Annotated in this window: 22 protein-coding genes; 19 read left to right on the forward strand and 3 right to left on the reverse strand. The window is 72.2% G+C overall.

The genetic code is table 11. From position 1 onward, the window contains the following. Positions 1-47 precede the first annotated feature (47 nt). Genes ROT00_RS08350 through ROT00_RS08370 form a run of 5 tightly spaced genes read left to right on the forward strand, consistent with a single transcriptional unit; the run spans position 48 to position 5,272 of the window. Entirely contained in the window at positions 48-1,700 is a 1,653-nt protein-coding gene (locus ROT00_RS08350; RefSeq protein WP_404773904.1) for an ABC transporter substrate-binding protein, read from the forward strand. 41 nt (positions 1,701-1,741) lie between these two features. Then, positions 1,742-2,692: an ABC transporter permease gene (locus ROT00_RS08355; RefSeq protein ID WP_404773906.1), complete on the forward strand. Its 951-nt coding sequence runs from the start codon at positions 1,742-1,744 to the stop codon at positions 2,690-2,692. After that, a complete protein-coding gene (locus tag ROT00_RS08360) occupies positions 2,689-3,561 on the forward strand; it encodes an ABC transporter permease (protein WP_404773908.1) in 873 nt (290 codons plus the stop codon). Before ROT00_RS08355 ends, ROT00_RS08360 begins: the two co-directional genes overlap by 4 nt. Further along, positions 3,558-4,442, forward strand: a complete 885-nt coding sequence (locus ROT00_RS08365; RefSeq protein ID WP_404773910.1) for an ABC transporter ATP-binding protein — start codon at positions 3,558-3,560, stop codon at positions 4,440-4,442. Before ROT00_RS08360 ends, ROT00_RS08365 begins: the two co-directional genes overlap by 4 nt. Further along, complete coding sequence (locus ROT00_RS08370) at positions 4,439-5,272, forward strand: ABC transporter ATP-binding protein (protein WP_404773912.1); 834 nt, start codon at positions 4,439-4,441, stop codon at positions 5,270-5,272. The genes ROT00_RS08365 and ROT00_RS08370 overlap by 4 nt, the downstream gene beginning before the upstream one ends. Positions 5,273-5,303: 31 nt before the next feature. Here the strand turns inward: ROT00_RS08370 and ROT00_RS08375 are convergent, their stop codons facing one another. Then, positions 5,304-6,179 carry an IclR family transcriptional regulator gene (locus ROT00_RS08375; RefSeq protein ID WP_404773914.1) on the reverse strand — a complete coding sequence of 292 codons (876 nt, stop codon included), beginning with the start codon at positions 6,177-6,179 and terminating at the stop codon, positions 5,304-5,306. A gap of 130 nt (positions 6,180-6,309) precedes the next feature. Here ROT00_RS08375 and ROT00_RS08380 point away from each other — a divergent pair, with 130 nt between their 5' ends. From ROT00_RS08380 to ROT00_RS08425, 10 genes are all read left to right on the forward strand, one after another. Further along, on the forward strand, positions 6,310-6,975 hold the full coding sequence (locus ROT00_RS08380) for an ABC transporter permease (protein ID WP_472974908.1): 666 nt from the start codon (positions 6,310-6,312) through the stop codon (positions 6,973-6,975). Then, positions 6,968-8,014, forward strand: coding sequence for an ABC transporter ATP-binding protein (locus tag ROT00_RS08385; protein ID WP_404773915.1), 1,047 nt, complete (start codon positions 6,968-6,970; stop codon positions 8,012-8,014). Before ROT00_RS08380 ends, ROT00_RS08385 begins: the two co-directional genes overlap by 8 nt. Continuing rightward, positions 8,011-8,799: an ABC transporter permease gene (locus tag ROT00_RS08390; protein ID WP_404773917.1), complete on the forward strand. Its 789-nt coding sequence runs from the start codon at positions 8,011-8,013 to the stop codon at positions 8,797-8,799. Before ROT00_RS08385 ends, ROT00_RS08390 begins: the two co-directional genes overlap by 4 nt. A gap of 85 nt (positions 8,800-8,884) precedes the next feature. Continuing rightward, on the forward strand, positions 8,885-9,820 hold the full coding sequence (locus ROT00_RS08395) for a glycine betaine ABC transporter substrate-binding protein (protein ID WP_404773918.1): 936 nt from the start codon (positions 8,885-8,887) through the stop codon (positions 9,818-9,820). Continuing rightward, positions 9,820-10,335, forward strand: a complete 516-nt coding sequence (gene fae / locus ROT00_RS08400) for a formaldehyde-activating enzyme (protein ID WP_404773920.1) — start codon at positions 9,820-9,822, stop codon at positions 10,333-10,335. The genes ROT00_RS08395 and fae overlap by 1 nt, the downstream gene beginning before the upstream one ends. After that, complete coding sequence (locus ROT00_RS08405; protein WP_404773921.1) at positions 10,332-11,435, forward strand: mandelate racemase/muconate lactonizing enzyme family protein; 1,104 nt, start codon at positions 10,332-10,334, stop codon at positions 11,433-11,435. Before fae ends, ROT00_RS08405 begins: the two co-directional genes overlap by 4 nt. A 22-nt stretch (positions 11,436-11,457) precedes the next feature. Next, positions 11,458-12,954 carry an aldehyde dehydrogenase gene (locus ROT00_RS08410; protein WP_404773923.1) on the forward strand — a complete coding sequence of 499 codons (1,497 nt, stop codon included), beginning with the start codon at positions 11,458-11,460 and terminating at the stop codon, positions 12,952-12,954. Between the two features lie 40 nt (positions 12,955-12,994). Next, positions 12,995-13,921 carry an NAD(P)-dependent oxidoreductase gene (locus ROT00_RS08415; protein ID WP_404773925.1) on the forward strand — a complete coding sequence of 309 codons (927 nt, stop codon included), beginning with the start codon at positions 12,995-12,997 and terminating at the stop codon, positions 13,919-13,921. Continuing rightward, on the forward strand, positions 13,918-15,111 hold the full coding sequence (locus tag ROT00_RS08420; protein ID WP_404773927.1) for an iron-containing alcohol dehydrogenase family protein: 1,194 nt from the start codon (positions 13,918-13,920) through the stop codon (positions 15,109-15,111). The genes ROT00_RS08415 and ROT00_RS08420 overlap by 4 nt, the downstream gene beginning before the upstream one ends. Next, positions 15,108-16,619 (forward strand): NAD-dependent succinate-semialdehyde dehydrogenase, encoded by a 1,512-nt coding sequence (locus ROT00_RS08425; RefSeq protein WP_404773928.1) that lies wholly within the window; start codon positions 15,108-15,110, stop codon positions 16,617-16,619. Before ROT00_RS08420 ends, ROT00_RS08425 begins: the two co-directional genes overlap by 4 nt. 68 nt (positions 16,620-16,687) lie before the next feature. Here the strand turns inward: ROT00_RS08425 and ROT00_RS08430 are convergent, their stop codons facing one another. Beyond that, a complete protein-coding gene (locus ROT00_RS08430) occupies positions 16,688-17,287 on the reverse strand; it encodes a hypothetical protein (protein WP_404773930.1) in 600 nt (199 codons plus the stop codon). 113 nt (positions 17,288-17,400) lie between these two features. Between ROT00_RS08430 and ROT00_RS08435 the strand changes: the two genes are divergently transcribed. Then, a complete protein-coding gene (locus ROT00_RS08435) occupies positions 17,401-18,903 on the forward strand; it encodes a dihydrolipoyl dehydrogenase family protein (protein ID WP_404773932.1) in 1,503 nt (500 codons plus the stop codon). Between the two features lie 110 nt (positions 18,904-19,013). Here the strand turns inward: ROT00_RS08435 and ROT00_RS08440 are convergent, their stop codons facing one another. After that, complete coding sequence (locus tag ROT00_RS08440; RefSeq protein ID WP_404774079.1) at positions 19,014-20,030, reverse strand: magnesium and cobalt transport protein CorA; 1,017 nt, start codon at positions 20,028-20,030, stop codon at positions 19,014-19,016. A 427-nt stretch (positions 20,031-20,457) separates the two neighbouring features. Between ROT00_RS08440 and ROT00_RS08445 the strand changes: the two genes are divergently transcribed. From ROT00_RS08445 to ROT00_RS08455, 3 genes are all read left to right on the forward strand, one after another. Beyond that, a complete protein-coding gene (locus tag ROT00_RS08445; RefSeq protein WP_404773934.1) occupies positions 20,458-20,832 on the forward strand; it encodes a VOC family protein in 375 nt (124 codons plus the stop codon). A gap of 279 nt (positions 20,833-21,111) precedes the next feature. Next, entirely contained in the window at positions 21,112-23,001 is a 1,890-nt protein-coding gene (dnaK, locus tag ROT00_RS08450) for a molecular chaperone DnaK (RefSeq protein ID WP_404773936.1), read from the forward strand. A 2-nt stretch (positions 23,002-23,003) separates the two neighbouring features. After that, entirely contained in the window at positions 23,004-23,609 is a 606-nt protein-coding gene (locus ROT00_RS08455) for a nucleotide exchange factor GrpE (protein WP_404773938.1), read from the forward strand. Positions 23,610-23,788 lie beyond the last annotated feature (179 nt).

The raw sequence follows: 23,788 nt of genomic DNA on the forward strand, positions 1-23,788 counted from the left end.
CGACTGCAGCACCAGCACCGCTCCCGCACCCCCGAAGGAGTCCTCACATGTTCCGCACCTCACATCGCGTCGCCGCGGCGGCGCTCGTCATCCCGCTCGCGGTCGGCCTCGCCGCCTGCTCCGCCGAGCGGCCCAGCCCGAGCAGCAGCAGCGGCCCGGCGGGCAGCGGCCTCGAGCTGATCACCACGACGCCGGCGGCGTCCGGCCCGATCGACTCGTTCACCTGGAACCTGACGAGCGGCGAGCCCGCCTCGCTCGACTGGATCTACGCGTACAGCGACTCCGAGAACACGACCCTCGCCAACATGTGCGAGAGCCTCATGCTGCAGACGCCCGACTTCGGCCTCGAGCCCGGCCTCGCCGAGAAGGTCGACCGCCCCGACGACACCACGATGGTGCTCACCATCCGCTCGGGCGTCACCTTCTGGGACGGCAGCCCGCTCACCGCCGAGGACGTCGTCTTCAGCCTCTCCCGCAACCTCGACGACGCCGCCGGCTCGTACTGGGGCGTGCCGTTCTACGACCGCGTCGCCTCGATCGAGCAGACCGGCGAGCTGCAGGTCACGATCCGCTTCACCGAGCCCGACGCCCTGTTCGAGCGGATGCTCGCGACCGCGGCGGGCGTCATCGGCTCGAAGGCGTACGTCGAGCAGGCCGGCGAGGCCTACGGCACCGCGTCGGGCGGCATCATGTGTACCGGGCCGTTCCAGTTCGAGGGCTGGAAGCCGGGCACGAACATCACCATGTCGCGCTACGCCGACTACTGGAACGACGACCGCGCCGCGCTCGCCGACTCGGCCACCCTCACCTTCGTCACCGACGAGTCGACGATCGCGTCGAGCCTGCTCTCGGGCGACATCGACGGCACCTACCGCGTGCCGCTCTCGGCGACCGAGCCGCTCATGAACTCCGACTCGGGCAGCTTCTATCTCGGCGCGAGCACCGACTGGCTCGCCGTGCGCCCGACGGAGAAGGACGGACCGTTCCAGAACGCCGACGTCCGCCGTGCGCTGAGCCTCGCCTACGACCGGCAGGCGCTCGCCGACACCGTCTTCCGCGGCACCGCCGCCCCCTCGGTGACCCCGATCCAGCCGGGCGCCTGGGGCTACGCGAAGGACGTCTGGGAGCAGGGCGCCGCCGAGCTGCCCTCCGCGGCGCAGGACGTCGACGCCGGCAAGAAGCTCATCGACGACGGCGGATTCGCCGGGCAGAGCATCACCGTCGCGCTGCCGGCCGAGACCGAGGCCGACAACAAGGCCGCCGAGCTGCTGGCCGCGGCCGGCAAGGCCGTCGGCATCGAGGTGAAGACCGAGACGCTGCCGATCACGAGCTTCAACGCGCTCTACTTCGACGCCGCGGCCCGTGCCGAGTACGACGCCTTCATCGTGAACGAGTACGGCGCCGGCGTCGCCGACCCGATCGTGTCCCTGAGCGAGTTCACCCCGCTGAGCGCCTACAACTACGGCCTGCTCGACGAGCCGAGCGTCACGGACAACGTGGCTGCCGCCTTCGGCGAGCTCGACGACACCGCCCGGGCGGAGAACCTCGTCGCCGCCCAGGCCGGGCTCGTCGAGGTGACCGGGCTGATCAACCTGGTGAACCCCGGCATGCGCGTGTACCTCAACGACCGCATCTCGGGCGCCACGGCCTCGCTCGCGTTCCTCTACTACCCGTGGGCGGCGGGCATCGGCGCCAAGTAGCGCCGATCCCGTCCGCGAACCGACCGAGGAGGGTCGTCGTCTTGCCCCGCTTCATCGCCATCCGCGTCCTCGAGGGATTGGCGACCCTCCTCGTGTCCTCGTTCCTGATCTTCGGCGCGCTGTACCTGGCGCCCGGCGACCCGTTGAGCTACCTCATCGGCAACCGGACGCTGAGCGACGAGGCGATCGCCGCGCTGCGCGAGCAGTACCACCTCGACGATCCCTTCCTCGTGCGCTGGGTCGCCTGGCTCGGCGACGTGCTGACGGGCGACCTCGGCCGCTCGATCACGTACCGCGACGACGTGCTGTCGCTGCTCGGCCCGCGCCTGGCGACGACGACGCTGCTCATCGCGTACGCGCTCGTCGTCATCGTCGTCATCGGCGTGGGCCTCGGCATCGTCGCGGCCCTCTCGCGCCGGGCGCTCAGCGACGTGATCCTCGCCGGCACCTCGATCGGCGTCGCGATCCCGTCGTTCGTCGCGGCCTCGACGCTCATCTCGGTGTTCGCGGTGGGGCTCGGCTGGTTCCCGGCGTTCGGGCCGGGAGACGGCTTCTTCGATCGGCTCTACCATCTGACGCTGCCCGTCATCGCGCTCACGCTCGCGGCCGGCTCCTACGTGATCCGGGTCACCCGGGCGGCGCTCCGCGAGGAGGCGGCCCGCGACCAGGTGAAGGCGGCGGTCGCCCGCGGCCTGCCCCGGCGCACCATCATCGGCCGGCACATCCTGCGCAACGGCCTCACGCCGGTCGCGACGGTCGTGGGCCTCACGCTCACGAGCCTCATCGTCGGCTCGGTGGTCGTCGAGCGGGCCTTCGCGCTCGACGGCATCGGCGCACTGCTCACGGAGGCCGTCGCGAAGAAGGACTTCGGCGTGGTGCAGGCGATCTGCCTGCTCCTCATCACCGCCGTCGTCATCGTCGTGCTCATCGTCGACGTCATCCAGGTCGTGATCGATCCGCGGGTGCGCGAGCGTCAGGGGATCGCCGCATGACCACCGTCGTCTTCGAGGCGCTCCGGATGCGCCGGCGCCGCACGCGCCAGAACCGCGGGTTCGGGGTCGCCGGCATCGTCGCCACCGTCGTCGTCGGCCTCGCCGTGCTCGCGGCGGTGCTCGCCCCCCTCATCGCCCCGTACGACCCGAACGAGGTCGACTTCGGCCTCACCTACCGCCCGATGGAGCCGTGGGCGCTGCTCGGTACGGACGGCTCCGGCCGCGACATCCTGAGCCGACTGCTCTACGGCGCCCGCACGAGCCTCCTCGGCCCCGCGGTCGTGGTGCTCGTCGCGGCCGTGGTCGGCACGCTGCTCGCGCTCGTCGCCGCGATCTCCGGGGGCTGGGTCGACCGCATCCTCAGCCGCATCTTCGACATCGGCTTCGCGTTCCCCGGGCTCCTGCTCGCGATCCTCGCGGTGTCGGTGCTCGGCGCGGGCTTCACGACGGCGGTGATCGCGCTCGCGGTGGCGTACATCCCGTTCATCGCGCGGATCGTGCGGAGCGTCGCGGTCGGCGAGATGTCGCTGCCGTACCTGAGCGCGCTCGTCACGGTGGGGCAGTCGCGCACCCGGATCGCCCTGCGCCACCTGCTGCCCGCGGTCATGCCGACCGTGCTCGCGCAGTCGACGATCTCGTTCGGCTACGCCATGGTCGACCTCGCGGCGCTGTCGTTCCTCGGGCTCGGCGTGCAGCCGCCCGACGCCGACTGGGGACTCATGGTGTCCGAGGGGCAGCGCGGCGTGCTGCAGGGGTACTGGGAGGAGGCCACCTTCGCCGGTCTCGCCATCGTGATCGTCGTGGCCGCCGTCTCGCTCATCGGCGACCGGCTCGCCGATCGGATCAGCCTGAACCGGGAGGTGCGATGACCGCGCTGCTGGAGGTCGAGGACCTCGCCGTCGAGCTCTTCGACGGCACCGAATGGGTGCGCGCCCTCGACGGCGTGAGCTTCTCCGTCGCCCCCGGCGAGATCGTCGGCTTCATCGGCGAATCGGGATCGGGGAAGTCGACCGCGGTGAACGCGGTCGCCCGGCTGCTGCCCGCCTCCGCGCGGGTGAGCGGCAGCATCCGCTTCGACGGTCGCGACGTGCTCGCCTTCCGCCCGCGGGAGCTCGCCCGCTTCCGCGCCGACGAGCTCGGCATGGTGTTCCAGGACCCGCGCGCCTCGGTGAACCCGGTCACGACGGTCGGCGAGTACGTCACCGAGGCGCTGCGCACGGCGAAGCGGATGACCCGTGCCGCAGCCTACGCGCGCGCCGAGCAGCTGCTCGGCGAGGTCGGCATCGCCGAACCGGCGCAGCGGCTCGCGGAGTACCCGCATCAGCTCTCGGGCGGCATGCTCCAGCGCGCGGTCATCGCCGCCGCGCTGTCGACCGACCCGCGGCTGATGCTCGCCGACGAGGCGACGACGGCCCTCGACGTGACCCGGCAGGCCGAGATCGCCGCGATCCTGCGGCGGGCGACCCGCGAGCGCGGGCTCGGCACCGTGTTCATCACCCACGATCTCGAGCTCGCCGGCGCCCTCTGCGACCGCATCTGCGTGATGTACCGCGGCCGGATCGTGGAGCAGCTGCCCGCGGAGGAGCTGCACGGCGGTGCGAGGCATCCCTACACGCTCGCCCTGCTGCGCTCGCGGCCGAGCATCGAGGAGCGGATGCCGCGGCTGCCGACCATCACCGCCGTCGACCGCGAACAGTTCCTGGCCGCGCCCGCGGTCGGCGAGCCCGGGCCCCAAGGAGGAGCGCGATGAGCGTCGAGCAGCCCGGCGGCGAGCCCGCCGTCGTCGTCGAGGACGTCACCCGCGTGTTCAGCCGCCGCGGCCGTCGCACCGTCGCGGTCGACGGGGTCTCGTTCACCATGCGTGCGGGGCGCGACCTCGGCATCGTCGGCGAATCGGGGTCCGGCAAGTCGACGCTCGCCCGCATCATCATGGGCCTCGACCAGCCGACGAGCGGGCGGGTGCTCGTGCACGGCGAGGACCTCACCTCGAAGTCCCGCTCCCGGGCCGAGCGCCTGCGGCGGGCGAAGCTCGTGCAGATGGTCTACCAGGACCCGTTCGGCTCGCTCGACCCGCGGCAGACGGTGCGCTCGTGCCTCGTCGAGGTGCTCCGGCTGCACCCGCCGCGCGGCGGTGACATCGGCGCCAGGGCGAGTGAGCTCGGCGACCTCGTCGGGCTCACGCCGGGCCAGCTCGACCGCAGCCCGGTGGGGCTCTCGGGCGGGCAGCGGCAGCGCGTCGCGATCGCCCGGGCGCTCGCGGTCGAGCCGCGGCTGATCATCCTCGACGAGGCGGTCGCGGCGCTCGACATCTCGATCCAGGCGCAGATCCTGAACCTGCTCGCCGAACTGCGGGACGACCTCGGCACCGCCTACCTGCTGATCTCGCACGACCTCGCGGTCGTCCGCCAGCTCACCGACGACGTCGTGGTGCTGCACCACGGCCGGCTCGTGGAGCAGGGCGAGACCGGCGCGGTCCTCGACGACCCCGCCGAGGACTACACCCGTCGGCTCCGCGACAGCATCCCGAGCCGGCACTGGCGCGAGCCCGGCATGCTCGAGGAGCTCACCCGGGTGGGGTGAGCTCCGGCCGGGGCGGTGACGGGCGGATGCCTCAGCCGAGGGTGCCGGATCCGGCCCCGAGCTGGGCGGAGAGCTCGGCGGCGCCGCGGGCGGCCAGCCTGCCGGCGGCGTCGAGGTGGTCGCCGAGCCGCGCCTTCGGGGCGCTGATGTTCACGGCTGCGATGATCTGCCCGCGGAAGTCGTAGACGGGCGCCGAGACCCCGACGACGCCCGCCTCGAACTCCTCGTCGACGGTCGCGTACCCGCGTTCGCGGATGCGCCGGATCTCCGCGAGGAGGCTGTCGAAGTCGGTCACGAGGAGCTTGCCGGGCGGCGGTGGCGGCGGCGGCACGATGCTCGGCCCCGACGGGCGCGAGGAGGCCGGGCTCACGATCGCGTCGTCGTGGCCGTGCAGCTCGTACCAGGCCGCGAGCTCCGCGTCGGACCAGCCGCTCACGAGGACGCGACCGGCGGAGGTGCGCCAGGCGGCGGTGCTCACCCCCTCCCAGCCGAGGCCGCGGAAGGCGTGCTCGCTGAGCTCGCTCGCGAGGGTCAGCACGCTCCCGCCGCGGAGCACGCAGAGGTGCGTCGTCTCGTGCGTCGCGGCGACGATGCGGCGGAGGTAGCCGGTGGCCTCGCGCACGAGTCGCGCCTCGGCGGTGCGGGCCGCGAGGGCGTAGAGCTGGTACCCGAGGCTGTAGCCGAGCGTCACCGGGTCGCGGGCGACGAGCCCGGCGTCGGCGAGCGTCGCAAGGGTGCGCGAGACCTGCCCCTTGTCGCGACCGACGATCTCGGCCAGGCGCACGACGCCGAGCCCGCCGTGCTGCAGGGCCTCGTCGGTGCCGAGCGCCTCGAGGAGCTCGAGGTCGCGGCGGAGCCCGGCGGAGTTGCGCCGCTGCCCGTTCGCGGACGTCGTCGGTGAGGTCATGCGCTCAGCGTAGAGGTCAGTTGACATTCGCGCAACACGAGTTGCGCATATCGTGACCCCCCACGTATCGTCGCAGCATCGACCACCGAGCCGCTCGGCGGTTCTCGACGACGAGAAGGGAGCACGAGACGTGAACGCACTCGACCTCGACGGTCTGCTCACGTTCTGGGGCCGCCGGTGGGACGACATCCTCGAGCTGGTGCTCCAGCACCTCGCGGTCGTCGCGCTCTCGCTCCTCATCGCCACGATCGTCGGCGTGCTCGTCGGCATCCTCGTCTGGAACCGGCCGGTGCCGCGCTCGCTGACGATCGCCGCGGCGGGCGTCGCGCTGACGATCCCCTCGCTCGCCCTCCTCGCACTGATCACGCCGGTGTTCGGGCTCGGCTGGACGCCGACGGTGCTCTCGCTCGTCTTCTACTCGCTGCTGCCGATCGTGCGGAACACGGTCGTCGGGCTGCGCGAGGTCTCGCCGGCGATCATGGAGTCCGCGAAGGGCATGGGGATGTCGCCCGCCAAGATCCTGTTCGCGGTGCAGCTGCCCATGGCCTGGCCCATCATCCTCACCGGCGTCCGCGTCGCCGCGCAGCTCACCATCGGCATCGCCGCGATCGCCGCCTACGTCGCCGGACCCGGCCTCGGCCAGTTCATCTTCCAGGGGCTGTCCTCGCTCGGCTCGAAGAACGCGCTGAACTTCGCGCTCACCGGCACGCTCGGCGTCGTCATCCTCGCGCTCGTCGTCGACGGCGCCTTCGTCCTCATCAGCCGCTCCACGACGTCAAGGGGTCTCCGTGTCTGAATCCACCGCCACCGGCATCACCGCGATCGCGCAGCACACGAGCGGGGTCGAGATCGTCCTCGACCAGGTCGTGAAGGTCTACCCCGGCCAGCAGGCGCCCGCCGTCGACGACTTCTCGATGACCGCCGCACCGGGCGAGCTCATCATGTTCGTCGGCCCGAGCGGCTGCGGCAAGACGACCACGATGAAGATGATCAACCGGATCATCGAGCCGACCTCCGGCTCCATCTCGATCGGCGGCCGGGACGTCCTCTCGCTCGACCCGAACGAGCTGCGCCGCCACATCGGCTACGTCATCCAGCAGATCGGACTCTTCCCGCACATGACGATCGCCGAGAACATCGCGACCGTCCCCAAGCTGCTCGGCTGGTCGAAAGCACGCATCGCCGAGCGCGTCGATGAGCTCCTCCAGACCGTGCAGCTCGACCCCGGCACCTTCGCCGGCCGCTACCCGAAGCAGCTCTCCGGCGGCCAGCAGCAGCGCGTCGGCGTCGCCCGCGCGCTCGCCGCGGACCCGCCCGTCATGCTCATGGACGAGCCGTTCGGCGCGACCGACCCGATCACCCGGGAGAAGCTGCAGGCCGAGTTCCTCCGCCTCCAGGAATCGATCGGCAAGACGATCATCTTCGTCACCCACGACTTCGACGAGGCGATCCGGCTCGGCGACCGCATCGCCGTGCTCTCCGATCGCAGCCGGATCGAGCAGTTCGACACCCCGGCGAACATCCTCGCCGAGCCCGCGAACGACTACGTCGCCTCCTTCATCGGACACGGGGCCGCGCTCAAGCGCCTCGCCCTCGTACCCGTCGCCGAGGCGGCCTTCGGCGCCGCCGTCGGCACGAGCGGTGCGCCGACGATCGAGCTGGACGGGAACCTCAGGGACGCCCTCGACGTGCTCGTCCTCACCGGGCTGCCGGCCGTGGACGTCGTCGACGGCGGCGGGCGCGCCGTCGGCTCCCTCTCGGTCGAGCGCATCTCCGCGGTCCTCGGCGCCGAGCTGCCCGGCCGACCGGCCGACTCCCGAGCGGGCGCACGATGACCGTCACCACCGAGACCCAGGCGATCGGCGCCACCCGCGCCGCCGAGGCATCCCCGCGCCCGCGGTTCTTCACGTGGCGCCGCTTCGCCACCCCCATCGTGGTCGTGGTCGTGCTCGCCCTGCTGCTGCTCTGGGTGTCCACCCTGCAGCTCGACTCGATCGAGCAGCGCACCCTGAACTGGACCTACATCACCCTCCGCGTCGGCGAGCACCTCAGCCTCACCGTCGTGGCCTCCGCGCTCGTCGCGGTGCTCGCGATCCCCACCGGGATCCTCCTCGCGAAGACCCGCTCCGCGACGGTGCGGAACGTCATCCTCGCCATCGCGAACATCGGCCAGGCGACCCCGGCCGTCGGCGTCGTGATCCTGCTCGCCATCCTCTGGCAGACCGGGTACACGACGGCGCTCGTCGCGCTCGTCGTCTACGCGTTCCTCCCGGTGCTGCGCAACACCATGATCGGCATCCAGCAGGTCGACGCGAACGTCCGCGAGTCCGCCCGCGGCATGGGCATGACGCCCAACCAGGTCCTCACGCGCATCGAGGTCCCGCTCGCCGTCCCGGTGATCCTCGCCGGGCTCCGCACCGCCCTCGTGTTCTGCGTCGGCGTCGCGACCATCGCGACCTTCATCAACGCCGGCGGCCTCGGCGACATGATCGTCAACGGGCTGAAGCTGCAGCGCTACCCCGTCCTCGTCGTCGGCGCCGTCCTCGTCGCCTGCATCGCCCTGCTCATCGACTGGATCGCCGGCTTCGCCGAAGACCTGCTGAAGCCGAAGGGCATCTGACCGGGGCATCCGCCCCGCCGGGCCGCACCGTCCGGAACCCGGATCGCAACGCACCCCCGCAACACCGCAACCAAGGAGTCCATCAATGAAGACGCGCACCCTCCTGTCCGCGCTGGCGCTCGCCGCGGCCGGCGCCCTCGCCCTCTCCGCCTGCTCCTCCGGCGGCGCCGCCACCGGCAGCCAGGGCACCGAGCTCGAAGGCCTGAAGGGCGACATCGGCGCCAAGGACTTCTCGGAGCAGTTCATCCTCGCCCACCTCACGAGCCAGCTGCTGAACGCCCACGGCGCCGAGACGGTCGCCAACACGAAGCTCGTCGGCTCGGCGAACGTCCGCCAGGCGCTCGAGAACGACGAGTTCCTCGGCTACTGGGAGTACACGGGCACCTCCTGGATCACCTACAACGGGAACACCGAGCCGGTGAAGGGCGAGGAGGCGCAGTTCGAGGCCACCAAGGAGGCCGACGCCGCCAACGGGATCGCCTGGCTCGACCCGGCGCCGCTGAACAACACCTACGCCTTCGCCATCCGCGCCGACAAGGCGAAGGAACTCGGCGTGAAGACGCTGAGCGACGTCGCCGCGCTGCCGGTCGAGGAGCAGAGGTTCTGCGTCGAGAGCGAATTCTCCACCCGCGACGACGGCTGGCCCGGCCTGAAGGCCGCGTACGGCATCGACGTGCCCGACTCGAACGTCGCGCTGCTCGACACCGGCGTCATCTACACCGCCACCGCGAAGGGCGACGACTGCAACTTCGGCGAGGTCTTCCAGACCGACGGCCGCATCCCCGCCCTCGACCTCGTCGTGATGGAGGACGACCTGCAGTTCTTCCCCGCCTACCAGGGGGCCTTCACGCTCAAGCAGTCGACGCTCGACGAGTACCCGGAGATCGCCGACGTCATCGGGCTGATCACGCCGCTGCTCACCACCGAGGAGATGCAGAAGCTCAACGCGCTCGTCGACGTCGACGGCGAGGACCCCGAGGACGTCGCCACCGACTGGCTGACCGAGCAGGGCCTCATCTGATGACCGAGGGCCTCCGGATCGGCGAGAGCTTCGTCGGCGACGGCGTGAACGCCGCGCACGTGAACACGGTGTTCGGCCACCGGGACGGACCGGCCGGGGTGGCGTGGGCGACCGCGCTCGCCACCCCGAGCGCGGGGCACGTGCCCTTCGTGACCGTGCTGCGACCGTCGCTCCCGGTGAAGCCGCTCACGCTGTTCGTCACGAAGTCGGCCCCGGCCGGCGACGAGCACGGGCTGCTGATCTGGGGGCCCGCGCAGGCGGGCATCGCCGCGGGCGTCGCCGACGCCCTCGCCGACGGCGTGATCACCAGGGAGGAGGCGGACAGCCACGTGCTGATCGCCGCCGTCTGGGTGAACCCCGGCGCCGACGACGCCGACGCGGTGTTCGAGCACAACCGCCGCTCCGTCCGCACCGCCCTGGAGAACGGGGCCAGGCACCTCCCCGGGACCGACGAGGTCATCGCGGCCCGTCACACGCCGTCGAACCCCTTCTACACGCCGAAAGACCGAGCATGAAGATCACCGCCATCACCCTCACCCGGCTCCTGCAACCGCTCGATCCGCCGTTCGCGGCGGCCTGGGACCCGAACCCCCGCACGGAGTTCGCGGCCACGCTCGTCACGGTGCACACCGACGAGGGCGTGACCGGCTACGGCTCGGGCGACACCATGGACGGGTTCGAGGCCTTCGAGCACCTCTTCATCGGCACCGACCCGCTGCAGATCCTGAACCAGGTCCGCCGCATCGAGACGATCAACTTCCACGGCGGTCGGTACTGGCCGCTCGAGGCGGCGCTCTGGGACATCATCGGCCAGGTCGCCGGACTCCCCGTGAGCGTCCTCTTCGGCGGTGCGCGAGACCGGCTCCCCGCCTACGCCTCGAGCGGCGAGCTGAAGGCCCCGGAGGCGCGGGCCGAGTCCGCGCTCGCCGCGAAGGAGCTCGGCTTCCGCGCCATGAAGATCCGCATCGCCCGGCACCGCCTCGCGGAGGGCGTCGCCTCGGTGCGCGCCGCCCGCGAGGCCGTCGGCGACGACTTCGAGCTCATGGTCGACCTGAACCAGATGTGGCGCATGTCGGGCGACATCGAGGCGGCGCTGCCGCTCGCGAAGGTCCAGCGGGTCGCCGCGGAGCTCACCGAGCTCGGGGTGCTCTGGCTCGAGGAGCCGCTCCCGCAGGTCGACGTGGTCGGCGCCCAGCGGGTGCGCGCCGAGACCGGCATCCAGATCGCCGGTGGCGAGATGGTGCGGAGCCTCCCCGAGATCACGGCGCTCATCGAGGCCGACGCCTTCGACGTCTACCAGCCGGACGTCGCCCTCGCGGTGGGCATGTACCGGGCCCGCCAGGTCGCCGAGTCCGCGAACCTCAGGCACCGCCTGTTCACGCCGCACACCTGGTCGAACGGGCTCGGCCTGCTCGCGAACCTCCACGTCGCCGCCGGCGTCGATGCGGGCCCGTACCTCGAGTTCCCGTTCGACCCGCCCGGCTGGACGCCCGAACGGCGAGACTTCTTCATGACGCCGTTGATGATCGACGCGGCCGGCGACCTCGCCGTGCCGGACGCGCCGGGACTCGGCGTCGAGATCGACCACGACGCCGTCGCCCGGTTCACGGTCTAGCGGCGAGGACGAGGAGCAGCGCATGACCGACTGGATCGCCGCGGCCGCGGCACTCGCACCGGAGACCCGTCTCTTCGTGGACGGCGCCTTCCGGGATGCCGCCGACGGAGCCGTCTTCGACACCTTCGCACCGCGCGACGGTCGACGCATCGCGAGCGTCGCGGCGGCCGGCGAGGCCGACGTGGATGCCGCGGTGCGCGCCGCCCACCGCGCCTTCGAGGCCGGCGTCTGGTCGCGGGCCGACCGGCGGGAGCGTCAGCGCGTGCTGCTCCGGCTCGCCGAGCTCATGCTCGAGCACCGCGAGGAGCTCGCGCTCCTCGAGGCCCTCGACTCCGGCCATCCGATCGGCGACTCGCTCAACGTCGACGTGCCGAACGCGGCCCGGGTCGTGCGCTGGTACGCGGAGGCCATCGACAAGATCACCGACGAGGTCGCCCCGGCGCCCGAGCAGGCGCTCGCCCTCGTCACGCGCGAGCCGCTCGGCGTCATCGGGGCGGTCGTGCCGTGGAACTACCCGCTCATCATCACGGCGTGGAAGATCGCCCCGGCGCTCGCGGCCGGCAACTCGGTCGTGCTGAAGCCCGCCGAGCTCACCAGCCTGTCGGCGCTCAAGCTCGCCGCGCTCGCCGCCGAGGCGGGCGTCCCCGAGGGGGTCTTCAACGTGGTCCCGGGGCTCGGTCCCGTCGCGGGCCAGGCGCTCGGCCGCCATCCGCTCGTCGACAAGATCGCCTTCACCGGGTCACCCGCCGTGGGCCGCGGCTTCCTGCGCTACGCGGGCGAGTCGAACGGGAAGCAGGTGAGCCTCGAGCTCGGCGGCAAGTCCCCGCAGCTCGTGCTCGCCGACGTCGCCGACCTGCAGGCGTGCGCCTCCGCCGTCGCCTGGGGGATCTTCTACAACGCCGGGCAGACCTGCCACGGCGGCAGCCGGCTCATCGTCGACGAGCGGGTGCACGACGAGCTCGTCGAGGAGGTGCTGAAGGTGGGGCGCTCCCTCGTGCAGGGCGACCCGCTCGACGAGCGCACCCAGCTCGGCACGATCGCGAGCGAGGCCCAGCTCGAGCGGGTGCTCGGCTACGTCGACGTCGCCCGCGCGGAGGGGGCCACGGTGCACGGCGGCGCACGCGTCCGCCCGCCCGGGCTCGAGCAGGGCTATTACGTCGAGCCGACCGTCTTCGACGGCGTCGACAACGCCGGGCGCATCGGCCAGGAGGAGATCTTCGGGCCGGCGCTCGCCGTCACCACGGTGCGCGACGCGGAGGAGGGCGTGCGCGTCGCGAACGAGTCGAGCTACGGCCTCGCGGCGAGCGTCTGGACCTCCGACGTCAGCCGGGCCCACCGGGTCGCGCGCCGCCTCCGCGCCGGCACCGTCTGGGTGAACGCCTTCGACGTGGCCGACGTGATCACGCCGTTCGGCGGCTTCAAGCAGTCGGGCGCTGGCCGCGACCGCTCGCTGCACGCCTTCGACGCGTACACGGGCCTCAAGACCACCTGGATCAACCTGGGCGACGGCGAACTCTGACGCCCGCCCGAACTGCGAGAGAAACGCGAGAGAGAGCAGAATGACGCAGTCAGCACTGCCCACGGTCGGCTTCATCGGCCTGGGCAACATGGGGTCGGGGATGACCCGCAACCTGCAGCGGGCCGGGTTCCCGCTCGTGGTGAACGACCTCCGCCGCGAGTCCGCCGCCGAGCTCGTGGCCGGCGGCGCCCGCTGGGCGGCGACGCCCGCCGAGGCGGCCGCGGCGAGCGACGTGGTGATCACCATGCTGCCCACTCCGCGGCACGTCGACGCGGTCGTGAACGGGCCCGACGGCATCCTCGCCGGCATCGCCGACGGCGGCACCTGGGTCGACATGTCGACCTCGGTCCCCGAGGTGGCCGACGCCGTCCGCCGGACGCACGGCGACCGCGGCCTCCGCATCCTCGACGCCCCGGTCAGCGGGATGTCGGTCGGCGCCGCCAACGGGATGCTGCAGATCTTCGTCGGCGGCGAGGCCGAGGACGTCGCGCGGCTGCGCCCCGTCTTCGAGGCGATGGGCGACCCGGAACGGATCCTGCACGTCGGCGCGGCGGGGGCCGGCTACGCCGTGAAGCTCATGATCAACCAGCTCTGGTTCTCGCACCTCGTGGCGACCGCCGAGGTGCTGGCGATCGGCGTGAAGGCCGGAGTCGACCTCGAGGTGCTGCGCGACTCGCTCGTCGCGAGCCCCGCGAACTCGAACTTCGTCGAGCGCGACGTGCTCTCGATCCTCGATCACGGCGACTACGACGAGGGCTTCGCGATCGCGCTCGCCTGCAAGGACCTCGGGCTGTCGATCGACCTCGCCCGCTCGGTGGGCGTGCCCGCCGAGCTCTCGGCGGTCGTCGAGCAGATCTACCGCCGGGCGAAGGCCCAGTACGGCGACCTCGCCGGCGAGATGACGCCCGTGAAGCTCTACGAGGACCTCATCGGCCGGACGCTGCGCCGCGAGGCGGTGCACGCATGACCGGCACCCGGCTCGCCCCGCTCCCGCGCCCACTGGCCGACACGGAGCTCGTGCTCGACCCGAAGCCCATCGCCTACTTCGGCCGCGGCCGGGTCGCCGAGGCGGGGGCGATCGTCGCCGCCCAGGGCGCCACGACGGTGCTCGTCGTCACCGACCCCTTCCTCGCCGGTTCCCCGATCGTCGCGGCGGTGCGGACCTCCCTCGAGGCGGCCGGCCTCGCCGTGCACGTCTACGGCGACGTCACGCCGAACCCGACGACCACGAACCTCGACGCGGGCAGCGATCTCGCGGCCCGCGTCGGTGCGGACGCGATCGTCTCCGTCGGCGGCGGCTCCTCGCTCGACGCCGCGAAGGGCATCGCCCTCGGCGCCGTGAACCCGGAGCGCGGCGTCGAGCTCGACTACAGCACCGCCTTCGCCCGCGCGGCCCTGCCGATCGTCGCGATCCCGACGACCGCGGGCACCGGGGCCGAGGTGAACGCCTTCGGGGTCATCACCGACGTCGTCGGGCACCGGAAGTTCTACGTCGGGCACGACAGCGCGCTGGCGAAGGCGGCGATCCTCGACCCCGAGCTCACCCTCGGCCTGCCGGCGACCGCCACGGCCGCCACCGGCTTCGACGCGCTCACGCACGCCCTGGAGTCCTATCTCTCGGTGCGGGCGAACCCGTACTCCGACGGCATCGCGCTGCAGGTGCTCGCGACCGTGTCGACCCAACTGCCGCGCGCGGTGCTCGACGGCTCCGACCTCGAGGCGCGCTCGGAGCTGCTCCTCGCGAGCCACGTGGCGGGCGTCGGGTTCTCCCACACCGGCCTCGGCCTCGTGCACGGCATCGCGCACCCGCTCGGCGGCCGTTTCGACATCCCGCACGGCCTCGCCCTCGCGATCGTGATCGGCGGGGTCCTGAGACTGAGTCGCGACGCGCGGCTCGCGCGGCTCGCGCGCGCCGCGTTCGCGCTCGGCGTCGGCGACACCTCCGCGACGGACGCCGAGAACGCCGACGCGGCGATCGAGGCCGTCACCGGCCTCGCCGAGTCGATCGGCCTGGTCGGCCCGCTCGCGCGCTTCGGCGTGACCGAGGACGCGCTGCCCTCCCTCGCCGCTGACACCCTCGCCGATGCGGTCACGGCGAACGCCCCGGTGCAGCCGAGCGTCGAACAGATCGTCGAGATCCTGCGGGCGGCGCTGTGAGCGGCATCGCGGCAGGCGCCGCCACCTCGCTCCGCCCGGTCGAGCGCGCGCTCCTCGCCTCGCTGCCCACCGGGCTCCTGATCGACGGCGAATGGCGGCGATCCGCCGACGGCGGCACCTTCTCGGTGGAGGACCCCGCCACCGGCGCCGCCCTCCTCTCGATCGCCGACGCGACGCCCGCCGACGGGGAGGCCGCGCTCGCCGCGGCCCACCGGGCCCAGGCCGGCTGGGCTCGGACCGCGCCGCGCGAACGCGCCGAGATCCTCCGCCGCGCCTTCGACGCCGTGACCGCGCGCGCCGAGGACTTCGCGCTGCTGATGACGCTCGAGATGGGCAAACCGCTTGCCGAGTCCCGCGGCGAGGTCGCCTACGGGGCCGAGTTCCTCCGGTGGTTCTCCGAGGAGACGGCCCGCGTCTCCGGCCGCTACGCGACCGCGCCCGACGGGCGGAGCCGCCTGCTCGTGCTGAAGCGGCCGGTCGGTCCGAGCCTGTTCATCACGCCGTGGAACTTCCCGCTCGCGATGGCGACCCGCAAGATCGCGCCCGCGATCGCGGCGGGCTGCACGATGGTGCTGAAGCCGGCGGCGCTGACCCCGCTCACCGCGCTGCTCTTCGCGTCGGTGCTCCAGGAGGCCGGCCTTCCCCCGGGCGTGCTGAACGTGATCCCGACGACGAGCGCGGGACGGGTCACCGGCCCCCTGGTCCGCGACCCGCGGCTGCGGAAGCTCTCGTTCACCGGCTCGACCGAGGTGGGCCGCCGGCTCATCGCGGATGCGGCGGAGCAGGTGCTCCGCGTGTCGATGGAGCTCGGCGGCAACGCCCCGTTCCTCGTCTTCGAGGACGCCGATCTCGACCAGGCGGTCGAGGGTGCGCTGCTCGCGAAGCTCCGGAACGGCGGCGAGGCCTGCACGGCCGCGAACCGCCTGCTCGTGCACGAGCGGGTCGCGGAGGAGTTCGCCGACCGCCTCACGGCGCGGATCGCGGCCTATCCGGTCGCCCGCGGCACCGAGCCCGGCGCGAAGCTCGGTCCGCTGGTCGACGCCGGCACCCGCGACAAGGTGCACGAGCTGGTCGAGTCCGCCCGCGCGGACGGCGCCACCGTCGCGCTCGGCGGCAGGGCGGTGCCCGGCCCCGGCTACTTCTACGAGCCGACCGTGCTCACGAACGTGCCGGCGCACGCGAGGATCCTCCGCGAGGAGATATTCGGGCCCGTGGCGCCCATCGTGACCTTTGCCGACGAGGCCGAGGCGATCGCGCTCGCAAATGCGACCGAGTTCGGGCTCGTCGCCTACGCCTTCACCCGCGACCTCGACCGGGGGCTGCGGCTCGCCGAGGAGCTCGAGGTCGGCATGTTCGGCCTGAACACGGGCATCGTGTCGAATCCCGCGGCGCCGTTCGGCGGGGTGAAGCAGTCCGGGATCGGTCGCGAGGGCGGCTTCGAGGGCATCGAGGAGTATCTGGAGACGACGTACGTCGGCATCGCGGACCCCTTCCGCGGTCGGGCCTGATCGGACGGGGCGCGGCCGGCGGCCACCGCCGGGTGCGGTGGCCGGGCGGTGGACGGCCGGCGGATGCCTCAGCCGACCACGCTCGGGTCGCCGACCTCGACGACCACGGGCGCCTCCGGCATCCCCGCCGTCCGCCACACCCGCACGGGTGAACCGACTCCGGGCACCTGCGTCTGCAGCAGGCGCTGGGACGCACGTTCCGGCTGCCACTCCGCGGTGAGCCGTCCGCCGTCCGGCAGCTCCACGTCGAGTTCGAAGGACGTCGGCGTGCCCTCCTCGGCGAGTTGCGTGCGTCGTGCGGTGACCCGCCCGGCGACGGGGGTCGCCCGCCCGCGGGCGGTGCGCCACGCGGCCTGCGCCTCGACGTCCTCCCGGGCCGCGGTGATCGAGCCGAGCAGCACGAGCCACGGCACCAGGCCGAGCGCGCCGAGCAGCACCGAGAAGAGCACGCTGAACCAGAGACCCGGCGTCTGCTCGGTCCAGAGCAGCGCGATGCCGGTCGCGGCGCCCGCCGTCGCGGCGAGGCTCACGAGGGCGAACGCGATCCGGCCGCCGGTGCCGAGGCGCCGCGGCAGGAGCAGCGCGGCGGGCGGCGTCGCGCCGGGGTCCGTGTCGAGCCGCTCGACGAGGTGCACGATGCTGCGCGGGGCGGTGGTCGTCGACGGCATGGGCGCATCGTAGCCCGTGCGGGTGTCGGCCGGGCAGAGGGTGGCGCTCGCCGGCCGCCCCGGCGACGATGGAGGGAGTGCCGCCAGGCCGCGGCACCGTCGAGGGGAGCAGCATGCAGCAGGAATTCGACCTCATCGTGATCGGCGGCGGACCCGTGGGGGAGAACGTCGCCGATCGTGCCGTCCAGGGCGGGCTCAGCACCGCGATCGTGGAGCATGAGCTCGTCGGAGGGGAGTGCTCCTACTGGGCGTGCATGCCGTCGAAGGCGCTGCTGCGCGCCGGTGCCGCGATCGCCGCGGCCCGCCGGGTGCCCGGCGCCGCCGAGGCCGTGACCGGGCAGCTCGACGTCCAGGCGCTGTTCGCCCACCGCGACGAGGTCGTGAAGCACTGGGACGACGGCGGGCAGGTCGACTGGCTCGACGGCGCCGGCATCCGGCTCGTGCGCGGCCACGGCCGGCTCGACGGCGAACGCCGCGTCGTGGTGACCACCCCCGACGGCGAGTCGGTCGAGCTCGTGGCCCGGGTCGCGGTGGTCGTCGCGACCGGATCCGACCCGCTGATCCCGCACATCGACGGCCTCGCCGAGGCGCGGCCCTGGACGAGCCGGGAGGCGACGAGCGCCGAGCTCGCGCCCGGCCGCCTCGCGATCATCGGCGGCGGCGTCGTCGGGGTCGAGATGGCGGCGGCGTACGCGTCGTTCGGCACGGAGGTCACGCTCATCGCGCGGAGCGGGCTGCTCGGCGGCTTCGAGCCGTTCGCGGGCGAGCTCGTCGGGGCGGGCCTCGCCGAGCAGGGGGTGCGCGTCGTGACGGGCGCCGCGCCGCTGCGGGTCGAGCGGACGGGGGCGGATGCTGCCAGCGCCCCGGATGCCGGGGGCGCGCCGGATGCCGGGGGCGCGCCGGCCGCCTCCTCGACCCCCGCCGGCGGCGAGGTGCGGATCGAGCTCTCCACCGGCGAGACGGTCGTCGCCGACGAGGTGCTCGTCGCGACCGGGCGCACGCCGCGCACCCGCGAGCTCGGGCTCGAGACGATCGGGCTCGAACCCGGGTCCTGGCTCGAGACCGACGACACGCTCCGCGTGCGCGGGCACGACTGGCTCACCGCCGTCGGCGACGTGAACCACCGGGCGCTGCTCACCCACCAGGGCAAGTACCAGGCGCGGGCCGCGGGCGACCGGATCGCGGCGGTCGCCGCCGGGCGCGAGACATCCGATGCGCCGTGGGGCGCGCACGTCGCGACCGCCGACCACCGCGCCGTGCCGCAGGTCGTGTTCGCAGATCCCGAGGTCGCCGCCGTCGGGCTGACGGCGGCCGGCGCGGAGAAGGCGGGCCTGCGCACGCGCGTCGTCGACTACGAGCTGGGCTGGATCGCGGGCGCCTCCGTGCACGCCGACGGGTACCGGGGCACGGCGCGCATGGTCGTCGACGAGGACCGCGGCGTGGTCGTCGGCGCGACCTTCGTCGGGCAGGACGTCGCCGAACTCGTGCAGGCGGCGACGATCGCGATCGTCGGGGAGGTGCCGCTCGACCGGCTGTGGCACGCGGTGCCCGCGTACCCGACGATCAGCGAGATCTGGCTGCGGCTCCTCGAGGAGTACGGCCGCCCCGCCGCCTGACCTTCCATGCCCTGGTCCGCTGAGCGGGTCGAAGCGTGCGGGGTCCGCTGAGCGTGTCGAAGCGTGCGGGGTTCGCTTCGACAGGCTCAGCGGACCAGCGGACCAGCGGGTCAGAGCCAGCGGCGGAGCTTGAACACGCCGTACAGGGCGGCGCTCATCCCGAGCATCAGCAGGAGCGCGAACGGGTAGCCGAGCGCCCAGTGCAGCTCGGGCATGACGTCGAAGTTCATCCCGTACACCGTGCCGATGAGCGTCGGCGCGAACAGGATCGCCGCCCACGAGGAGATCTTCTTGATCTCCTCGTTCTGGGCGAGGTTCAGCTCCGTCATCCGGCGCATCTCCTCGTTCTGCCGCTGCGCGACGAGCGTCGCCTCGACCTGCAGGGCGTTGTCCAGGATGGCCCGGAACGCGCCCGCCCGGTCCACGATCCGCAGCGCGTGGTCGAGCACGTCGCGCAGCGAGCGGCGCAGCTCGACGTCGACGCCGTACTTGTCGGACCCGCGGGCGAGCCCCTCGAGCATGCCGACGAGCGGCTGCGCCGCGCGCTGGAAGTCGAGCACTTCGCGGGCGAGCTCGTAGATCCGCCGGGAGACGCCCTCGACGCCGGAGAAGAGCTGGTCCTCGATCTCGTCGATGTCGTTCTCGAGGCCCGCGACGACCGGGCCGTACTCGTCGACGACCTCGTCGAGCACGGCGTAGAGCACCGCCTCCGGGCCCATCGCGAGGAGCTCGGGGGAGGCCTCGAGCCGCCGACGCACCCGCCGGAGGTCGGGGGCTTCGGCGTGCCGGATCGTCACGACGAAGTCGGGCCCGACGAACAGGTGCAGTTCGCCGAACTCGACCTCCTCGTGCTCGTCGACGTAGCGGGCGGGGCGGAGCACGACGAAGAGGGTGTCGCCGTAGCGCTCGAGCTTGGAGCGCTGATGGCCGGTGAGGGCGTCCTCGACGGCGAGGGGATGCAGGTCGAACTGCTCGGCGATGGAGCGCACCTCCTCGGCGCTCGGCCGGTACAGGCCGATCCACGCCATGCCCCCGCCGGAGCGCATCACCTCGGAGGTCTGCTGCAGGTTCTCGGGGCTGGCGGTGCGGAGGCCGTCCACGTACACGCCGTTGTCGATCAGGGTCATCATTCGTCTCACCTCGTCTGGGTCGATGGGCGACGTGCATCGACGTCGCGCTGGCTGCGCGCAGGGGCGCGCGTCGCGCGCGGTTCGGCGCGCGGATGCCACCGCTCGGACCAGCGAGGGGACGGATGCCTCGGGCGGATGTGCTCCCGCCACGGGCTCGGCGTCGGGGACGCGGAGCGGCGGGGGAGGATCAGTGCCGCGGGAGGCCGGCTCGAAGGGGCGAGGCGGTGGCGCGGCTACTATCACCGGACATTGCGCATCACCTGCCTTCGATCGGGGCGGCCTCTGCCGGAGTCGGCGTGAGGCCCGGGGCCGGAAGGGCCCCGGCAACCATAGGCCGGGGCATCCGACAAGTCAATGCGGGGCGTCCGAGCGATCGACGCGGGGCGGCGGCCGGCGTGTCGGTGGTGGGCGCGAGACTCGCGCCATGACGTCACACACCCACGGCATCCCGCGCACGATCGACTACATCGAGATCTCCGTCACCGACCTGCCGGCCGCGCAGGCGTTCTACGGCGCCGCCTTCGGCTGGGAGTTCACGCCCTACGGCCCGCAGTACGCGGGCATCCGTACGGCCGCCGAACGCGGCGGCGAAGAGGCCGGCGGGCTGTTGCAGGTCGACGAGGTCACCACCGGCGGTCCGCTCGTGCTGCTGTACAGCGACGATCTCGACGGCACGGCCGAGGCGATCGCCGCGGCCGGCGGCCGCGTGACCCAGGGGCCGTACGAGTTCCCTGGCGGTCGACGTCTGCACTTCGCCGACCCCAGCGGCAACGAGCTGGGCGTCTGGTCGGAGCGATAGGCGCTGCGACCAGGCAAATCCTCCTCCTGCGGGAATACCGCATGCGCTCCAGAAGTTGAGTCAACTGTGCTCAAGTTTCACCGGATCGACTTGACGCGTTCACTTCGATTTGCGACACTTGAGTCGTCGGGACTCAAGTCTCGACGAGGCCAGCGATGGCCGTCAGAGATGACAGAGACTTCGGCTGCGGGCCAGCACGGCCGAGCCGCGCGCTGAACCGGGGTCTCGCTCAGGCGCACGAGCGCCGCACGACACCGGTCAGCAGAAGGAGAGAAACACATGTCACGAGCAGTTGGAATCGACCTCGGCACCACGAACTCCGTGGTCAGCGTCCTGGAGGGCGGCGAGCCCACCGTCATCGCGAACGCCGAAGGCTTCCGCACCACCCCCTCGGTGGTCGCATTCACGAAGGACGGCGAGGTGCTCGTCGGCGAGACCGCCAAGCGCCAGGCCGTCACGAACGTCGACCGCACCATCTCGTCGGTGAAGCGCCACATGGGCACCGACTGGAAGACGCAGGAGATCGACGGCAAGCAGTACACGCCGCAGGAGATCTCGGCGCGCATCCTGCAGAAGCTCAAGCGCGACGCCGAGCAGTACCTCGGCGACACCGTGACCGACGCGGTCATCACCGTCCCGGCGTACTTCAACGACGCCGAGCGCCAGGCCACGAAGGAGGCCGGTGAGATCGCGGGCCTGAACGTGCTCCGCATCATCAACGAGCCCACCGCGGCCGCGCTCGCGTACGGCCTCGACAAGGGCAAGGAGGACGAGCTCATCCTGGTCTTCGACCTCGGTGGCGGCACCTTCGACGTGTCCCTCCTCGAGGTCGGCAAGGACGAGGACTTCTCGACCATCCAGGTCCGCGCGACCGCCGGTGACAACCGCCTCGGCGGCGACGACTGGGACGAGCGCGTCGTCGAGTGGCTGATCAAGCGCTTCAAGGAGTCGACCGGCGTCGACGTCTCGAACGACAAGATCGCGAAGCAGCGCCTCAAGGAGGCCGCCGAGCAGGCCAAGAAGGAGCTCTCGTCGAGCATGTCGACGAGCATCCAGCTGCCCTACCTCTCGCTCACCGAGAACGGGCCGGCGAACCTCGACGAGACGCTCACCCGCGCCCAGTTCGAGAACATGACGAGCGACCTGCTCGACCGCACGAAGAAGCCCTTCGAGGACGTCATCAAGGAGGCCGGCATCAAGGTCTCCGACATCGCCCACGTGGTGCTCGTCGGCGGCTCGACGCGCATGCCCGCCGTCTCGGAGCTCGTGAAGCAGGAGACCGGCAAGGACCCGAACAAGGGTGTGAACCCCGACGAGGTCGTCGCCGTCGGCGCCGCGCTGCAGGCCGGCGTGCTGAAGGGCGAGCGCAAGGACGTCCTGCTCATCGACGTCACCCCGCTCAGCCTCGGCATCGAGACCAAGGGCGGCATGATGACGAAGCTCATCGAGCGCAACACCGCCATCCCGACGAAGCGCAGCGAGACCTTCACGACCGCCGACGACAACCAGCCGTCGGTCGCGATCCAGGTCTTCCAGGGCGAGCGCGACTTCACGCGCGACAACAAGGCGCTCGGCACGTTCGAGCTGACCGGCATCGCGCCCGCGCCCCGCGGCATCCCGCAGATCGAGGTCACCTTCGACATCGACGCGAACGGCATCGTGCACGTGTCCGCCAAGGACAAGGGCACGGGCAAGGAGCAGTCGATGACCATCACGGGCGGCTCGTCGCTCTCGAAGGACGACATCGACCGCATGGTGCGCGAGGCCGAGGAGCACGCCGCCGAAGACAAGCAGCGCCGCGAGTCCGCCGAGCAGCGCAACCAGGCCGAGCAGCTCGCCTACTCGGTCGAGAAGCTGATCAAGGACAACGAGGACAAGCTCCCCGAGGACGTCAAGACCGAGGTCCAGGGCGATGTCGACGCGCTGAAGTCGGCGCTCGCCGGCGACGACGACGCCGCGGTGAAGACCGCGTTCGAGAAGCTCTCGCAGTCGCAGGGCAAGCTCGGCGAGGCGATCTACGCGCAGCAGCAGTCCGAGGCCCCCGCCGGTGACGGCGAGGACCAGGGCGCCAGCGGCCAGGCATCCGACCAGTCCTCCGACGAGGACGTGGTCGACGCCGAGGTCGTCGACGACGAGGACCCGTCGACGGGCTCCGGGCAGGCGAAGTAACCATGGCCGACGAGAACCAGAACCCCGAAGAGCCGATCGTCCGCGACAAGCGGAAGATCGACCCCGAGACCGGTGCGGTTCGCGAGCCCTCGGCTGAGACGGATGCCGCGGCCGACGCCGCGGCATCCGCCGACGAGGCCGAGCTGACCGTGGAGGACATCCTCAACGCGGCCGAGGCCGAGGTGGCGGAGCCGAACGACGAGCACCTCGCCGACCTCAAGCGCGTCACGGCGGAGTACGCCAACTACCGCAAGCGCACCGAGCAGAACCGCGAGCTCGAGCGCCAGCGCGCGGTCGGCCAGGCCGTCGCCGCGCTGCTGCCCGTGCTCGACGACCTCGACCGGGCGGAGAAGCACGGCGACCTCGAGGGCGACAGCGCCTTCGCGACGATCGCCGCGAAGCTCCGCCAGGCCACCGAGCGGCTCGGGCTGGCGCGCTTCGGCGCGGTCGGCGAGCCGTTCGACCCCCAGCTGCACGAGGCGATCTTCCAGCAGCCCGCCGATGACGTGGAGGTCGACACCGTCGCCGACGTCGTCGAGACCGGCTACCAGCTGGGCGAGGTCCAGCTGCGGCCGGCCAAGGTCGTGGTGAAGAGCCCGCAGGGCTAGCCCCCGGGCATCCGGCCCAGGCAGCTGGCCCGGGCACCCCACCCGGGCATCCCAGCCGGACATCCCACCCACGCGCAGCGGGAGGAGATTCGCACCAGGGGAGGACGGGATCGGCAGATCCCCCCTCCGCCGCAGTGAATCTCCTCCCGTTCCGCTTCAGATACGAGAGACTTCAAGAA

The organism is Agromyces mediolanus (genome assembly GCF_044917495.1).
Lineage (GTDB): Bacteria > Actinomycetota > Actinomycetes > Actinomycetales > Microbacteriaceae > Agromyces > Agromyces mediolanus_B.

Bases quoted from the DNA above. Each gene is read 5' to 3' on its own strand.
- ROT00_RS08410 (WP_404773923.1), top strand. From the start codon at position 11,458: ATGACCGACTGGATCGCCGCGGCCGCGGCACTCGCACCGGAGACCCGT.
- ROT00_RS08405 (WP_404773921.1), top strand. From the start codon at position 10,332: ATGAAGATCACCGCCATCACCCTCACCCGGCTCCTGCAACCGCTCGAT.
- ROT00_RS08415 (WP_404773925.1), top strand. From the start codon at position 12,995: ATGACGCAGTCAGCACTGCCCACGGTCGGCTTCATCGGCCTGGGCAAC.
- fae (WP_404773920.1), top strand. From the start codon at position 9,820: ATGACCGAGGGCCTCCGGATCGGCGAGAGCTTCGTCGGCGACGGCGTG.
- ROT00_RS08445 (WP_404773934.1), top strand. From the start codon at position 20,458: ATGACGTCACACACCCACGGCATCCCGCGCACGATCGACTACATCGAG.
- ROT00_RS08420 (WP_404773927.1), top strand. From the start codon at position 13,918: ATGACCGGCACCCGGCTCGCCCCGCTCCCGCGCCCACTGGCCGACACG.
- ROT00_RS08435 (WP_404773932.1), top strand. From the start codon at position 17,401: ATGCAGCAGGAATTCGACCTCATCGTGATCGGCGGCGGACCCGTGGGG.
- dnaK (WP_404773936.1), top strand. From the start codon at position 21,112: ATGTCACGAGCAGTTGGAATCGACCTCGGCACCACGAACTCCGTGGTC.
- ROT00_RS08395 (WP_404773918.1), top strand. From the start codon at position 8,885: ATGAAGACGCGCACCCTCCTGTCCGCGCTGGCGCTCGCCGCGGCCGGC.
- ROT00_RS08390 (WP_404773917.1), top strand. From the start codon at position 8,011: ATGACCGTCACCACCGAGACCCAGGCGATCGGCGCCACCCGCGCCGCC.
- ROT00_RS08440 (WP_404774079.1), bottom strand. From the start codon at position 20,030: ATGACCCTGATCGACAACGGCGTGTACGTGGACGGCCTCCGCACCGCC.
- ROT00_RS08360 (WP_404773908.1), top strand. From the start codon at position 2,689: ATGACCACCGTCGTCTTCGAGGCGCTCCGGATGCGCCGGCGCCGCACG.
- ROT00_RS08350 (WP_404773904.1), top strand. From the start codon at position 48: ATGTTCCGCACCTCACATCGCGTCGCCGCGGCGGCGCTCGTCATCCCG.
- ROT00_RS08430 (WP_404773930.1), bottom strand. From the start codon at position 17,287: ATGCCGTCGACGACCACCGCCCCGCGCAGCATCGTGCACCTCGTCGAG.
- ROT00_RS08370 (WP_404773912.1), top strand. From the start codon at position 4,439: ATGAGCGTCGAGCAGCCCGGCGGCGAGCCCGCCGTCGTCGTCGAGGAC.
- ROT00_RS08375 (WP_404773914.1), bottom strand. From the start codon at position 6,179: ATGACCTCACCGACGACGTCCGCGAACGGGCAGCGGCGCAACTCCGCC.
- ROT00_RS08365 (WP_404773910.1), top strand. From the start codon at position 3,558: ATGACCGCGCTGCTGGAGGTCGAGGACCTCGCCGTCGAGCTCTTCGAC.
- ROT00_RS08455 (WP_404773938.1), top strand. From the start codon at position 23,004: ATGGCCGACGAGAACCAGAACCCCGAAGAGCCGATCGTCCGCGACAAG.